This is a genomic window from Paludisphaera soli, assembly GCF_011064595.1.
Taxonomy (GTDB): Bacteria; Planctomycetota; Planctomycetia; order Isosphaerales; family Isosphaeraceae; genus Paludisphaera; species Paludisphaera soli.
In genome coordinates, this window is the sequence record NZ_JAALJI010000001.1 from 700,152 (window position 1) to 714,381 (window position 14,230).

The 14,230-nt window shown below is 71.3% G+C and carries 11 protein-coding genes; 9 read left to right on the top strand and 2 right to left on the bottom strand.

Annotation, left to right across the window (positions count from 1 at the left end; translation table 11 throughout):
* Positions 1 to 40: 40 nt before the first annotated feature.
* A complete protein-coding gene (gene ybaK, locus G6O68_RS02555) occupies positions 41 to 529 on the bottom strand; it encodes a Cys-tRNA(Pro) deacylase (RefSeq protein ID WP_206107995.1) in 489 nt (162 codons plus the stop codon).
* Positions 530 to 701: 172 nt separating this feature from the next.
* Here ybaK and G6O68_RS02560 point away from each other — a divergent pair, with 172 nt between their 5' ends.
* The 5 genes from G6O68_RS02560 (at position 702) to G6O68_RS02580 (ending at position 7,247) form a co-directional block, all read left to right on the top strand.
* The gene (locus G6O68_RS02560) at positions 702 to 974 is read left to right on the top strand and encodes a hypothetical protein (RefSeq protein ID WP_165244419.1); all 273 of its coding nucleotides are present in this window, start codon (positions 702 to 704) and stop codon (positions 972 to 974) included.
* Positions 975 to 1,146: 172 nt separating this feature from the next.
* On the top strand, positions 1,147 to 2,877 hold the full coding sequence (locus G6O68_RS02565; protein WP_165244421.1) for a WD40 repeat domain-containing protein: 1,731 nt from the start codon (positions 1,147 to 1,149) through the stop codon (positions 2,875 to 2,877).
* Positions 2,878 to 3,052: 175 nt separating this feature from the next.
* Entirely contained in the window at positions 3,053 to 4,036 is a 984-nt protein-coding gene (locus G6O68_RS02570) for a diguanylate cyclase (protein WP_165244423.1), read from the top strand.
* A 154-nt stretch (positions 4,037 to 4,190) separates the two neighbouring features.
* A complete protein-coding gene (locus tag G6O68_RS02575; RefSeq protein ID WP_165244425.1) occupies positions 4,191 to 5,534 on the top strand; it encodes a hypothetical protein in 1,344 nt (447 codons plus the stop codon).
* A 144-nt stretch (positions 5,535 to 5,678) separates the two neighbouring features.
* The gene (locus G6O68_RS02580) at positions 5,679 to 7,247 is read left to right on the top strand and encodes a hypothetical protein (RefSeq protein WP_165244427.1); all 1,569 of its coding nucleotides are present in this window, start codon (positions 5,679 to 5,681) and stop codon (positions 7,245 to 7,247) included.
* 55 nt (positions 7,248 to 7,302) lie between these two features.
* Here G6O68_RS02580 and G6O68_RS02585 read toward each other — a convergent pair whose 3' ends face one another.
* A complete protein-coding gene (locus tag G6O68_RS02585; protein WP_165244429.1) occupies positions 7,303 to 8,316 on the bottom strand; it encodes a threonine ammonia-lyase in 1,014 nt (337 codons plus the stop codon).
* A gap of 339 nt (positions 8,317 to 8,655) precedes the next feature.
* Between G6O68_RS02585 and G6O68_RS02590 the strand changes: the two genes are divergently transcribed.
* The 4 genes from G6O68_RS02590 (at position 8,656) to G6O68_RS02605 (ending at position 13,983) form a co-directional block, all read left to right on the top strand.
* Positions 8,656 to 9,387 (top strand): hypothetical protein, encoded by a 732-nt coding sequence (locus G6O68_RS02590; RefSeq protein WP_165244431.1) that lies wholly within the window; start codon positions 8,656 to 8,658, stop codon positions 9,385 to 9,387.
* Between the two features lie 24 nt (positions 9,388 to 9,411).
* Complete coding sequence (locus G6O68_RS02595) at positions 9,412 to 10,395, top strand: hypothetical protein (protein ID WP_165244433.1); 984 nt, start codon at positions 9,412 to 9,414, stop codon at positions 10,393 to 10,395.
* A 438-nt stretch (positions 10,396 to 10,833) separates the two neighbouring features.
* On the top strand, positions 10,834 to 13,197 hold the full coding sequence (locus G6O68_RS02600) for a hypothetical protein (protein ID WP_165244435.1): 2,364 nt from the start codon (positions 10,834 to 10,836) through the stop codon (positions 13,195 to 13,197).
* Between the two features lie 30 nt (positions 13,198 to 13,227).
* Positions 13,228 to 13,983 carry an SDR family oxidoreductase gene (locus tag G6O68_RS02605; protein ID WP_165244437.1) on the top strand — a complete coding sequence of 252 codons (756 nt, stop codon included), beginning with the start codon at positions 13,228 to 13,230 and terminating at the stop codon, positions 13,981 to 13,983.
* Positions 13,984 to 14,230: the final 247 nt, after the last annotated feature.

Sequence of the window (14,230 nt, forward strand, 5' to 3'; positions counted from 1 at the left end):
GGGTCGACGCCCTCTCCCCCGAGAGCGGATCCGTTCGAGGTCACCCCGCCCTGGACTTGGCGATCGCCGCCAATCTGGCGCCGACGGCCCGGACGTAGTCGCCGGGGGCCAGCAGCACCTGCACGCCCCGCACGCCGGCCGAGACCGAGATCACGTCGAACAGCTCGGCCGTCTCCTCCAGGAACGTAGGATAGGGCTTCTTGCAGGCCATCGCGGTGACCCCGCCGCGGATGTAGCCGGTGAGCGGCTCGACCTCTTTCAAGGGGACGGTGTCGATCTTCTTGTCCCCGGTCGCCTTCGCCAGGGCCTTCAGGTCCAGCTCGCAATCGGCCGGGACGACAGCCAGGCAGACGCCCTGTTTGTCGCCCCGGGCCACGAGCGTCTTGAAGACCTGCTCGGGCGGCAGGCCGATCTTCCGCGCGACCGACTCGGCGAGCAGATCGTCGGGGTCCACCTCATAATCCCGCAACTCGTACGGGATCTCCAGCCGATCCAGCAGCCGCACGGCGTTGGTCTTCGCGATCGCCACCCCAGACCCTCCGAAAGCCGGAAAACCCAACCGTCCCGAGCCTTGCGAGCTTACCGTCGCTCCGATGGCCGGCCAATCGCGGAAGCCGGGAAAAATCCCTGTCACACCCCGGAACCCGAAGTCCATCTACGGGGCGGAAGGGGAAACGTCGAAACGCTCGGGAGACTGGACAATGACGACCGTCCTCGCCTACGCCTTGGTCATCGCCCTGATCCTGCCGCTGGCCGTGCTCCTCGCGAATGTCGAGCAGGGCCGCTCGACCTCCGTGTATCGGGCCCCCGCGGCCGTCGCGCTGGCCCTCGCCGTGGTCTTCTTCGCGCTCGGGTTCATCCATCCGGCCGACGCCCCCGGAGCCTGGCTCTTCCGCGCCTTCTATGGGACTCTCTGCTTCATCACCGTCGCCGCCGCAAACCTGCTGGTCTGCCTCGAACAATCGCACGCGTGAACGGAATCCGCGTCGTCAGGGCATGGGCCGGGGTTCAGGACGATCCCCGGCCTCGCTCCTCTCGTGGAGCGAGATCCCGTCCTGCGCCAAGACGGCGACCGCCTCCCAAACCGTGAGGTCGCGACGCCCATCGCCGGAATGGAAGGCCGTCTCCGTTGGTGAATGCCCTCCGATGGTCCATAATCGTGCGACCCGGCCGATCATCGACGTCGCGGTCCGCGACCACCGTCGGCCCTGGGATCGCCGCTTCGTCGGAGAGGCGTTCTCGTCGACGCCCGCCGCGGATCGAGGGACCTCCATGAAGATCCTCCGCAAGATCTCCCTCGGCTCGGCCGAAGACTGGCCCACGAACGTGACCTTCAGCCCGGCGGGCGACCTCGTCCTCGCGACCGGCGGGGCTTGGGGTGGGACGGGCCGGCTGGATTGCTTCGATGCGGCCGACGGGCGGCTCCGCGCCCGGGTGGAGACCCGCAAGGGCCTGCTGGACGCGATCGCCTGCTCCCCGGACGGACGCTTCGTGGCCCTCGGATTCGGCGAGGCCAATGTCATCGACGTCCACGCCCTGCCCTCGCTCGTTCGGATCGCGGAACACCCCCCGATGCGGCCGCCCTTCCGCGAGCTGGTCCCCGGCGTCCCGGCCGATCGCACCCGCGTAGGCGCACTCGCTTTCGACCCTGAGGGCCGACGCCTGGCGGCGGGCTGCTGGGATTGCTCGGCGAAGATTTTCGACCTGGACGGCGCGGCATTCACGGAATTGCGACCGCCGGCGCGGGAGAACGTGGATTTCATCGCCTGGTCGCCCGACGGCGGGTCGCTCGCCACCGGCTCGGCGACCTCCCTGCTCGGTTGGGCTCCTAGCTCCGCGTGCATCACGGCCCGCCTGAAGCTCGACGGGGGCGACCTGTGGCGTCATGTCGGGCTGCCCGACGGGGGCCGGGTCGCGAGCCTCTCTCGTACCGGTCGACTCCGGACCTGCCGCCCGTTCGACCCGGGCGGACCGGCCGTCGAGGAGGACGATGTGAGCCTGCCCGGCATCGCGGACGCCCTGACTTTCGGCGGGGGCGGCGATCCACTCCTCGGCATCGCCCTGGACAACGGCGTGGTGGCGTTCTGGCGCCTCGCCTCGCGCGCCCTTGCGGGCAAGGTCAAGGTCTCGCCCCGGGCCATGCCGGGATTGAGCCTCGATCCGACCGGGCCGCGCCTCGCCGCGGTGACCTTCCAGGCCTCCAGGCCGGCCCTGTTCGTCATGGAGCTCGCCGTAACGGAGAACGGCGGCGAACCCAAGACGCCGAAGAAGGCCCCGAAACCGAAGGCCGGCCCGAGCAAGCCTCCCGCAACCCTCGTCGACTTCCTCTCGACCCCCCGCCCGGACCAGGACCGGCAGGCGAGCGGGGGCGAGCGGACCGATTGGCTGCCGCTCGCCACGCTCGAGGTGACGACCGGCTCGCTCTGGGCCGGCGACCCGCTGCTGCCCAACGCCGAGGACGGCTGCGTCGCGAAGGTCGCCCCGGGGTCCTACCTCGTCGAAGGGATCGGGGTCTCCCGCGGGCGCAATCGATTCGTCGGACGATTGCGCGTCCGCCCGGAGGCCGCCTCGCCGATCGAGGGGGGCGAGGTCCTCGGCGAGACGGGGACCGACAGCGCGATGATCGGGATCTGCGACGTCGAGGCCTTCGCGACCGCCCTCGTCGCCGATGAGAACGACGACCCGAACCGTCCGTCGATCGAGGTCCAGACGGCTGCCGGCCACGGCGTCATCCGCGTCGGGCCGGCCCCCGCGCGAGCCGAGATGCCGTTCGCGCCGACGGGGGGGGACGGCGTGGTCGCGGTCGTCTCGCTCCGTTCCGGGGGGCGGTGCGTCGGCATGGAGTTGAACTTCGAAGGCCAATCGCCCGGCCGCTGACCGCGATCGGCCCGAAGAAAGCTCCCCCGGCCGAGCCGCATCGACGATCGATCGTCGCGGAATCCCGGAGGTTGCGTGGCGGTGCGGCCGCCACCGAGGGGCCGATCGTGACCTATCCATTCTAGAAGACGACACGCAGACGCAGCTTGCTCCGATCGATGAGGATCAACGTACGATGCCTACCAGACCCGCCGGCTCACACCGCATCGGCGAAGCGAAGCGGGCCGGCGTCAGCAACTTCTTCCAGAGGACGCTCGACTCGCTGCTCTCGCACATCGCCATCCTCCGGCCGGACGGCGAGATCCTGGCCGTGAACGCCGCCTGGAACGCCTTCGCCACCCGCAATGGGCTGATCGAGAGCCACTGCGGGCCCGGCGTGAACTACCTGAGAATCTGCGAGGCAGCCTCCGGCCCCTGCAGCGAGCAGGCCCACCTGATCGCGGCGGCCATCCGAGACGTCGGCCGGGGCCGCCTGCCCGGCTTCGAGCTCGAATATCCCTGCCACTCCCCGACCGAGGACCAGTGGTTCACGCTCCGCATCACCCGGTTCCTCGCCGGCTCGCGGGGCTACATCGTGGTCACGCACGACGACGTCACCAAGCGGAAACTCGCCGAGTTGAGGCTCCAGGAGGCGAACCGATTGCTCCAGGCCCAGGCGACCACCGACGGCCTGACCGGCGTGAGCAACCGCCGCCACTTCGATCAGACGCTTGCGAGGGAATGGGACCGGCACGCGCGAACGGGCGCACCTCTCTCGGTCCTCCTGCTCGACGTGGATCACTTCAAGAAGTACAACGACTTCCACGGCCATCTGGCGGGCGACGACTGCCTTCGGGAAGTCGCACGGACGATCCAGGGAGCGGTCGCGCGCCCCGGCGACCTCGCGGCCCGCTACGGCGGCGAGGAGTTCGCCGCCATCCTCCCGGAGACCGACCGCGTCGGGGCCGTCGCCATGGCGGGGATCGTGAGCGAAAGGCTCCGCCTCAAGCGGCTCGCCCACGGCGCGCCGGGCGCGGGCCCGACCTTGACCCTGACCATCGGCTGCGCGACGATGGTTCCCGACCTGGGGCGCCCCGCCAGCGAGATCCTCGCCCAGGCCGACCGCGCCCTCTACGACGCCAAGGCCGCCGGGCGCGACCGCGTCGAACACGCCGGTTGAGGGCGGCCCACGTTCACCGATCGGCGGAGCGGCCTCGCCTCGCGCCGAAAAAGCTTGACCGGGCCGGGGAAAAGCCGGACATTTCGACACAGCGGCGTCCACTCCGATCGCGTCGCGCTGGCGCCCGACCGGGCGTGAAAGGCGGGCCGGCCTGATGAACGGCTTCGACTGGAGGGGGCTGACCCTCGACGACGGCGTCGTGCTGGAATCGGTCGGCGAGGACGGCCGGGTCGTCTTGTGGGTGCGACTGGATCAGGAGGCCGCCTACCAGTACTGGGATCGCGTCGGCACGGCGCATCGCGGCGAAGTCCGGGTCGAGCGCGGGGTCTGCTGGACGACGGCCACGGCCGTCCGCACCCGCCGTCGGGCGTCCGAGGGCCTGCTCGCGCGGCTCGTCGGGGCGATCGCCGCGAGACGTTCCGACTCGACATGGAGGATGCCGGACGGCGGGAAGGCCGAGCGTTGCGGCGGGCGTCGGGCCGACCTGGCGCTGGCCTGGGCGGAGGACGGCAGCGGGCCGCTCGACGATCGGCGATTGCGGGAAGTCTGGTCGGCGGACGTCCTGCTCCGTCGCCTCGGCGATCGCCTGGTGCTGGCCTCGGGCCTCGGGCCGGCGACGGACGCCGGGACGAACCCCGACGTCGACGCGGGGACCGAGGACCAGGCGGCGACGGCCGCCCGGCTGCTCGACGCGGCTCGCCGCCGCGGCGATCGACGCGGGGAGGCCGCGGCCCTGGCCGATCTCGGGGTGCTGCGGGGGAAGGCCGGCGACGCCGACGGCGCCGTCGAGCTGCTCGAGCAGGCGCTCCGCGCCGGCCGCGAGGCGGGCGACCGGGCCCGGGAAGCCGAGGTGCTCGTCGACCTGGGCCATATCCAGGCGGCGCGTGGCCTCGCCGAGGACTCGCGACGGTCCCTGGCATCCGCCTTCTCGCTGGCCGAAGGGCTGGACGACGGCTCCGCGAAGACGGCGGTGTTGGAACGGATCGCCGAACTGCGGGCGAAGTATGGAGATCCGGACGGGGCCGCGACGGCGCTGGACCGCGCGGGGGAGGCGGCGCGAGCCGCGGGCGATCCTCGTCACGAGGCGCGGATCCACTGGCGGCGGGCGATCGCCGCGGCCGAGTCGGGCCGGCCCGACCTGGCGGCGGCGAGGGCCGAGGCCTCCATCGCCCTCCTGCGCTCGATCGGCCGGCCCGAAGCGTCCTGGTACGAGGCCCAGGCGAATCGCTATCGCGAGGGGGCCGCGATCGACCCCGCCCACGCCGCAGACGGCGAGGATGGGCCGGGCGTCCTCCGCATGGCCCAGTCGGCGGGCAGGGCGATGGCCCTGTTCCTGGGCTCCGGGATGCGGACGACGACGACGGACTCGTACCGGGACCGCCTGGCGAAGTGCCGGACCTGCCCGCACCACACCGGCATCCGCTGCCGCGTCTGCGGCTGCTTCACGAACGTGAAGGCCAGGCTTCCCTACGAGCGCTGCCCGATCGGCGAATGGTGACACCCTGCCCGGCCTGACCTAGCGCCGTCTTCGATCGGTGGATTCGAGGGATTTCCGATTGGCTTATCCCGACGAGGCCTCGTAGGATGGCGCTCGTCGGGGTCGTCGGATATCCCGCTCTCTCCACGGGAAAGGACGCAGACGATGGGCACGGGTCGCACGCGCCGAGACTTCTTCGGGAACGTCGGTCGAGGCATGCTGGTCGCGAGCGTCGGGCTCGGCACGGCCCTCGACATGGGCCTCACGCCGGCCTGGGCCGACGGCGACGAGGGCGGGAGGATCACCTTCGGGGACCTCGACCCCCTCGTCGGGCTGATGCAGGACACGCCGGCCGGGCGGATCGTCCCGGTGCTGGTCGACAAGCTCCGGGAAGGGGTCGACCTGAAACGGCTCACGGCCGCCGCGGCGCTCGCCAACGCGCGGACGTTCGGCGGCGAGGACTACATCGGCTTCCATACGCTGATGGCCCTCGCCCCGGCGTACCACATGGCGGGCCAGATGCCCGAGGACCGTCGCGCGCTCCCGGTGCTTAAGGTCCTGCACCGCAACACGAATCGCATCCAGGAGCACGGCGGCGCCCCGTCGGAAAAGCTGCGAGCCGTCCGGCCGGGCGTCCTCTCGGCGGGCCAGGACCCGGGCGAGGGCCTGCGCGACGCCGTGCGCCGGCGAGACCTGGACGAGGCCGAGCGCACCTTCGCCGCGATCGCCGCGGGGACGCCCGAGGACGCGTTCAACAGCCTGCTCACGACCGTCGAGGACGAGACGGAGGTCCACCGGGTCGTCCTCCCCTACCGCGCCTGGGAGCTGCTCGACCTCGTGGGCAAGGACCAGGCTCACACGATGCTGCGGCAGTCGGTCCGCTACTGCGTCAAGAACGAACGCCAGAGCAACCACGCGGCCGAGACCGAAGGCCCCCGCGCGCTCCTGCCCAGGCTGTTCGACCAGCATCACCTGCCCCGCACGTCCCCGGGGACCACGCGGCCGGGCGACGAATGGGTGGCGTCGATGTGCCGGACGATCTTCGAGTCGTCCCCGCCGGCCGCCGCCGACGCCGTGGCCGCGGCGCTCGCCGAGGGGATCGACCCGCTCGACGTGGGCGAGGCCGTCGCCCTGGCCGCGAACCAGCTGGTGCTCCGCGACGCCGGCCGCCCCGAACGCTACGCCGCGCCCGGCAAGCCGCCGGGGAGCGTCCACGGCGACTCGATCGGCGTCCACGCCAGCGACGCCGTCAACGCCTGGCGGAACATGGCCCGCGTCGCCAACCCGCGCAACGCCGCGGCCTGCCTGATCCTCGCCGGCTACGAAGTCGCCCGCGACCGCATGGGTCGCGGCGGCGAGTTCCTCAAGTGGACCCCTCGCCCCCTCGCCGAGTACCTCGACGGGGTGACCGTCGAAGACCCGAGGGTCCTGCTGGCCGAGACCGAGTCCGCGATCCGGGCCAACCAGCAGGAGATCGCCTCGGCCTTCGTCCACCGCTACGGCGCGCTCGGCCACGACCCCGCGCCGGCGTTCGCCCTGATGCTGAAGTACGCCGTGAGCGAAGACGGCGCGCTCCACGGCGAGAAGTACTACAACACCGTCCGCGAGGAGTTCGCCTCCACCCGGCCGGCCTTCCGGTGGCGGCAGCTCGTCGCCCTCGCCCGCGTCACCGCGAGCGAATGCGGCCGCCCCGCCCCCGGCGTCGCCCAGGCCCTGGAACTGCTCAAGGCCTGAGCCGTCGATCGCCGAGGGGGCGTCCGCTGCGAGCCCCCTCGGCGACCGGATCGATTCACAAAGGCGGCACGTCGATCCAATCCGCGAAGGATCCCGGGTCGGCGTTGCGCCCGCTGACGACCACCACCACGTCGCCTCGCTCGCCCAGGTCGATCATCCCGGCCAGCAAGGGGACCAGGGCGATCGCCCCGGATGGCTCGGTGCGCAGCCCGTGATGGTCGAAGATCCAGCGCATCGCCCGCCGGACCGCCTCGTCGGGGATCGCCAGCGATTCCGGGACGAGCCGGCGCAGGATCGGCCAGTTGTGCACCCCGACGTCGTAGGAGAGCAAGCCGTCGCAGATGCTGGCGGGGCGCTCCAGCCGCACCCGTTCCCCCACTGAGAGCGAGCGTCGGAAGTCGTCGGCTCCGGCAGGCTCCACGCCGACGATCCGGGCGTCCGGGAAGGCGTCGGCGATCCCCAGCGCGTGCCCCGCCATCAGGCCGCCCCCGCTGACGGGGCAGACGAAATGCGACAGCTCCCGCCCGTCCTCCTGCAAGGCGCGGGCGATCTCCAGGGCGCCCACGCCGTTCCCCGCGATCACGTCGGGGTCGTCGTAGGGCGAGGCCTGGACGGCCCCCTCGACCTCGGCGATCTCCCGCGTCAGGCGGTCGCGCTCGCCGGTCAGGTGGTCGCGCGCGATGTCGTACGTTCGGATCTCGGCCCCGAACGACCGGGTCAGCTCGAACTTGACCCGAGGGGCCGTCTCCGGCATCACCACGATGACCCGACGGCCGTACCGCATCCCCGCGAACGCGATTCCGGAGGCGAAGTTCCCGGACGAATGCGCGGCGACGGGACGATCGCCGAGCTGCTCCGCATGGGCGGCCATCCAGTTCAAGGCCCCCAGCAGCTTGAACGAACCGCAAGGCGTCCAGCCGTAATCCTTCAACCACACCCGCCGCGACTCCGGGAGCCCCAGCCTCCGCTCGAGCGCGTACGACCGGATCAGGGGGACCGGGGAGAGGTGCCGGCGGACGACCGCCTCCGCGTCGTGGAGGTCGGCGATGCTGGTCGAGCGGACGGTCATTTCGGTCGATTCCTTCGAGCTTCGGCCCGGCCCCCGCGACCTGACGCGAGGGGCAGGGTCGCATGGGGGTGCGGTCCCGCGGAAGACGCATTGGAAGCGGCTCGCCCCGTCGTGTCCATCGAAAAACCCGCCCGACCCGATCGGCCCCGCCCTCGAGAGCGTCGCGAAACACCCGGCTCCCGATCGTGCGCTTGGATTCTCGGCGGAAATCGGCGATTCCGTTTGCGGAGGGCCGTCGAGGCGGATAGCATCAACGCGCACTTCATATCCGCTTGGCTTGAAATTTCCCGACCGCCGGGGCGGCCCCCGGGCGGTCGAGGCTCGAACGAAGGCGCGGCCATGAGACCCTGGACCTGGCTCCTGTCTCCGGCGACTCTCGTCATCGGCCTGGCGTGCGGCGGCCAGGGCGCTGATCCCCCCGCGCCGGGGGGCGAGGGGGTCGAGTCCGCCGACCCGGACGCGGCCGCCGAGGGGGGGGGCAAGCCGATGACTCCGCCCGCGGACGACCTGGAGGGCCTCGCCGCCGGATCGCCTTTCATCTTCGTCGGCAAGGTCGTCGCCGCGACGCCCGAGATGGACCGGCGGGGGATGATCGTCACCCGGAACAAGTTCGCGGTGGAGCGGGTCGTGGTCGGCGACCCGGCGACGAAGGACGTGACCCTGACCACCCTGGGGGGCACGATCGGCGAGCGGACCTTGACGGCCTCGGGCATGCCGGCTTTCGCCCCCGAGCGGAGCTATTTCGTCTTCACCGACCTGGCGCGAACCACCTACAACCCCGTCACCGGGAATCGTCGCGGGGTCTTCCGGGTCGAGCGGGGCGTCGTCTACTCGTACGAGGGCTATCCGATCGTCGCCGTCGAAGAGGGCCGCGTCCGCGAGGGCGACGCCGCCGCCGAACTCCCCGGCGACGGGAAGGCCCGCGAGCGCGGCGCCGTCGCGGCCGACGACCCCACCACGACCGGCTCGATCGTCTCGGTCCGGCGCGCCGACGAGGGGGGCCGGCCGGGCGAGGAGCCGATGCGGCTGGACGACTTCGTCAAGGCCGTCCAGGACGCCGCGAGGCGGTAGCCTTCATTCGAGGAGAACCGACCCATGACGCCTCGGCGACGCATCCTCGCGACGGCCCTGCTCGCGGCCGGATCGCTGGCCGTCTCGTCGGCCTCGGCCTACGTCTACTGCGGCTTCCATGATCGCCGCTACGAGATGAGGGCCTATCACTTCAACTCTGAGTTCTGGGTCGACCTCGTCGTCGCCCAGTCCGCCAAGTGGGACCGCGTCCACCCGCTGTTCAGCATCAACCGGACGCGCAGCCGCACCACGCCCGTGGGCCAGGACGGTCAAAGCGTGATCGGATGGCTGACCGAGGCCGACCTCAACCGCCACTACGGGCTCTCGTGGGCGGGGACCGCTGGCTGGACCGTCACCTGGACGGACGGCACTTGTGGGCGTCTCCTCGAGTCCGACATGTTCTTCAACCCCGGGATCACCCTGTTCGCGCCCCAGACCGCCGTCCCCTACAACCTGGGCTTCCAGGAGATCGCGCTGCACGAGCTGGGCCACGCGGCGACGCTCGACCACGAGGATCGCGGGCTCGCGGTCATGACCGCGGGCGGCGTGGTGAGCGACGTCCTCCACAACGACGACAAGGTGGGCTGGATCCGATCGGCGGCCCAGAAGTTCAACCCGCTCCCCACCCCGATCCGGGACATGGGCGTCTTCCCGATCCGCAACGGCCGGTCGAGCAAGGTCTACGCCAGCCTCTCGCCCACGACCGTCGCGCGCGGGGCGGACGTGGCGATCCGCGACTTCACCGTCGAGAACCTCAGCTCGGTCTTCCCCTTCGAGGGACCGACCTTTCGGGTCGTGCTCGAAGAAACCTCGTCCGGCGCGACGATCGAGATCGGCACCTTCTCGTGGGGCCGGTTCGAGCCGTTCAGCCACTGGTCGGGCGACCTGACCTACACGGTGCCGTCGGGCACGCCGCCGTCGTCGTATCGCGTGGTCGCGATCTTCCAGGGCAGGGATTCCGACGCCACCAACGACCGGGCCGTCCTCGGCACCATCCGGGTGCGCTGAGCCCAGGCCTCCGGCCCTCGCGGCCCGACCCCTCGTCGCAGTCGCGCCCTCCCCCTGAGGCCGTGCGGGGCTTCCGGCGTCGATGACGCCGCCGAAGGTCCCTTTCCCTGGCCGTAGGCTCGCCCCCGGCGGTTCCGGAGGCCTTCCACGACCCGGTCCCGGGCCCCGTCCGGGCTCCAGCGGCGCGAGTCGTCAACTGCGCCCCGGGGCGGACGCGAGCCCCTCCTGCCTGTCGGTCGAGCCGGTGGCGTGGTTCTTGCGTGACAAGACCGATCGGATGCGCCACTGGGCTTCCTCGGCGAACGTCGCCCGAAGCCGAACCGGGACGACCGACCGCATACAGCCTTCAATCTACGGGTACGGCCGCGCCTACCCGGCGCGGGCGTGGATCCTCGCCGCCGGGCCGGCCGACCTTTCATCTTCCAGAGGGCCCCCGAGATGGTGATGGGAACGACCGCCGCGCCGGACGAGGCACCCGTCGTGGGAGTGAGCCCCTGGCTCCTCCTCGCCCGCGACGAGATCCGCCGGCTGGAAGGCGAGGCTCTGCTCGAAGCCGAGGCCGACGGCGTAAAGTACGCGGTCCATCACGGCGGCGGGTCGCTCTGGATCGTGGCGACATGGGCGTCGGGCGCCCGCGTCGCCTTCCTCTCGGCCTACGCGCCGGGCGGGGCCGTCGCGATTGAGGTGGAATCGCGCGACGAGTCCTCGATCGAGGTCCGGCTCGACTCGGTCGTCGGCTCGTCGAGGGTGCGCATCGAGTTGCCCCACGCCCGGCGCCGTCGGTTGCACTGGCGGACTTCGATTCGACCGACCACGCCCCTGATCGTCCCCTTCTGGCCGCGCGACGTCGTCCCGCTCGACGCCGACGGCGACCCACTCGGCACGAAGGGAGTCGTCCACGCGGCGCAGAAGGGGACTCGCGCGGGCCTGATCTACGCCACGATCACCCGCCCCGAGCCCGCCTCGTTCTTCTACGTCCAGAATCTCACGCAGCTCAACGATTATTGCGAGGCGACCGAGACCTCCCCCGGCGACCGCGTGTCGGGCGAATGGCCCGAGCTGGGCTTCTCGCCCCCCCCCGCCGCCGGCAAGGCCCTCGCGCCGGGGGTCGAGGTGGTCCTGTCCGACGCCCACGTCCTCGCCGAGCAGGACGCGCCCGACGACGACCTCGCCGTCGCCCGGCGGTTCCTGGAGCTGTACGCCGAGGTCTACCTGGCCCTGGATCGCCCCGAGCCGATCTACCGCGACTGGCCGCGACGCGTGGAGGAGACGCTCCGCACGCTGACCCACTCTCCGGAGTGTTACGTCGAGAAGCGGGGCCATCGCTACCTGCTCGCCTACGTCGGGGCCGACGATCGGCCGCCGGAGAGCATGGTGCAGCTCGCCGTCCTCGTCCCGCTGGTCGAGTACGCCCGATCGCGAGGCCTGGACGACCTGCCCCTGATCGCCGCCCTGAGGGCGAATCTCCCGACCTTCTTCGACGAGGACCTGGGGACGATCCGGCGATGGCTCCCCGGCGACGAGGACCTGCTCAAGGGCCGCGAGGAGCACATGGGCCCGGACATCATGGACTCCTGGTACCTGCACCACTCCCTCATGAACCTCTCGCGGCTCGCCCTGATGGGAGACGCGGAAGCGAGGCGGCTGTTCCTGGGCTCGATCGACTACGTGATCAAGGCCGCGAGGCGATTCGAGTATCGCTGGCCCGTCTTCTACGACCTCCGCACCCTGGAGGTGATCAAGGCCGAGTCGGCCCCGGGCCGGGGGGGCGAGAACGACGTCGGGGCGCAATTCGCCCACCTCATGCTCCAGGCATGGGACATGACCGGCGAGCGCCGGTTCCTCAACGAGGCGGAGGCCGCGGCCCGGCCGCTCCGCGGGCTGGGGTTCAACCTGGGCTATCAGTTCAACAACACGGCGTTCGGGGCCGCCGCGTTGCTCCGGCTCTCGCGCGAGACGGGCGACCCCCTGTTCGCCGAGTTGAGCCTGGTCTGCCTGGCGAACATCGTCCGGAATTTCTGGCTCTGGGAGTGCAGCTACGGACACGCCAAGGACTACAGCACGTATCTCGGCCTCCCCCCGCTCCAGGACGCCCCCTATCTGGCGATCTACGAGGAGCTGGAGGTGCTCGCGGCGTTCCATGAGTACCTTCGCGAGGCCGGCGACGACGTCCTCCCGGCCGTGCGGGTCCTGCTCCCGGAATACTGCAAGTACGTCCTCGACCGCGCCTGGTACCACTACCCCGCCGAGCTGCCGTCCGGGGCCCTGGCGGCGAAGCCCACCTCCGGCCACCTGAACCGGCAGCTCTCCATCCCCGTCGAGGACCTGGCCGACGGCTGGTCGCAGGCCGGGACGGTCGGTCAGGAAGTCTACGGCGCGGCCGCGCCGATGGTCTTCGCGACCCGCCACTGCTTCGAGATGGCGGGGCCCGGCCTGATCCTTCGGTGCGACTATCCCGCCGTGCTGGAGGAGATGGAGGGGGGACGCGCCTCGGGGAAGGCCCGGCTCCGCATCCTCGGCGACCGCCGGTGCCGCTGCGAGGTCCGGGTCGTCGCCGACCAGACCACGCCGCTCCCCGAGGTCCGGCTCACGGTCGAGGGCCGGAAGAAACCGATCGAGGCCCGGCTCGTCGAGTTCGGGGGGATCGCCTTCAATCTGCCGGGTGACGCGGTGGCGAGCCTGACCTGGAAGTGCGAGGGCCGGATCCGCAAGCCCCGGTCCGCCTCCAAGGTCCGGCCCAAGGCCGAGACGGAAGCGAAGGAAGGCGCCCAGGCCCGCACCCGCGAGGAAGCTCACAACTGACGCCCCAGCACCCGAATAAGGAGCCGCGACATGCCGAGAAACGCACGGCCCGACGGTCCGGCCCGGAGCCTCGCCGGCAAGGCGGTCGTCGTCACCGGAGGGACCACGGGGATCGGCCGGGCGACGGCGATCGCCCTCGCCGGACGGGGGGCGAAGGTCCTCGCCTGCGGCCGGGGTCGGGCCGAGCTGGACGACGCGATGGCCGCCCTGCGGAAGGCCGGCGACGACGTCCACGGCCTGATCGCCGACATGAGCCGCCGCGAGGACGTGGTCCGGCTCTTCGCCGAGGCCGACCGCCTGTTCGGTCGCGTCGACGTCCTGGTGAACAACGCGGCCCTCGGGGCCGGCTCCATCGCCGAGGACGGCGACGACGACTGGGAGTACGTCGTCCGCACCAACCTGATCGGCTACATGGCCTGCACCCGCGAGGCCGTCCGCCGCATGAAGGCCGCCGGCGGCGGCCACATCGTCAACGTCGGCTCCATGAGCGCCGACGTCCGCGAAGTCGGCAGCTCGGTCTATGTCGCGACCAAGGCGGGCATCCAGGGGTTCAGCGAGTCGCTCCGGAAGGAGGTCAACAAGCACGGGATCAAGGTCTCGCTGATCGAGCCCGGCGCGGTGGGGACCGACATGCAGCCCGGCAAGGACACGCACGAGGCCAAGGCCGAGAGCGGCGAGATGCTCAAGGCGGAAGACATCGCCGCCTGCGTAATCTACTGCCTCGACCAGCCGAGCCGCTGCGACGTCGTGTCCGTCTCCATCCGGCCGCACGCCCAGGAGATCTGACCGAGGCCCGAGCCGCGACCCTCCGCCCGCCGGGCGACGTACCGGAAATCGTGCTCCGGAATCCGATCCTGGAAGCTCAGCTTGTCGGCGCTGACGACCACGCCGTTGCAGCCATACTTCCGGGCGTGACCGAGGAACGAGACGGCCCGACGAGCCCCAGGACGACGAGGCCGATGCGCCACAGATCTTTCATCGGTCTGCCCTCGATGGACGATCCAGGGCCCGATTTCCGAGACACGACCGGCCG

Excerpts from the sequence above, each read along its gene's own strand:
- G6O68_RS02560 (WP_165244419.1), top strand. The coding sequence starts at position 702 with ATGACGACCGTCCTCGCCTACGCCTTGGTCATCGCCCTGATCCTGCCG.
- G6O68_RS02565 (WP_165244421.1), top strand. The coding sequence starts at position 1,147 with ATGGTCCATAATCGTGCGACCCGGCCGATCATCGACGTCGCGGTCCGC.
- G6O68_RS02570 (WP_165244423.1), top strand. The coding sequence starts at position 3,053 with ATGCCTACCAGACCCGCCGGCTCACACCGCATCGGCGAAGCGAAGCGG.
- G6O68_RS02575 (WP_165244425.1), top strand. The coding sequence starts at position 4,191 with ATGAACGGCTTCGACTGGAGGGGGCTGACCCTCGACGACGGCGTCGTG.
- G6O68_RS02580 (WP_165244427.1), top strand. The coding sequence starts at position 5,679 with ATGGGCACGGGTCGCACGCGCCGAGACTTCTTCGGGAACGTCGGTCGA.
- G6O68_RS02585 (WP_165244429.1), bottom strand. The coding sequence starts at position 8,316 with ATGACCGTCCGCTCGACCAGCATCGCCGACCTCCACGACGCGGAGGCG.
- G6O68_RS02590 (WP_165244431.1), top strand. The coding sequence starts at position 8,656 with ATGAGACCCTGGACCTGGCTCCTGTCTCCGGCGACTCTCGTCATCGGC.
- G6O68_RS02595 (WP_165244433.1), top strand. The coding sequence starts at position 9,412 with ATGACGCCTCGGCGACGCATCCTCGCGACGGCCCTGCTCGCGGCCGGA.
- G6O68_RS02600 (WP_165244435.1), top strand. The coding sequence starts at position 10,834 with ATGGTGATGGGAACGACCGCCGCGCCGGACGAGGCACCCGTCGTGGGA.
- G6O68_RS02605 (WP_165244437.1), top strand. The coding sequence starts at position 13,228 with ATGCCGAGAAACGCACGGCCCGACGGTCCGGCCCGGAGCCTCGCCGGC.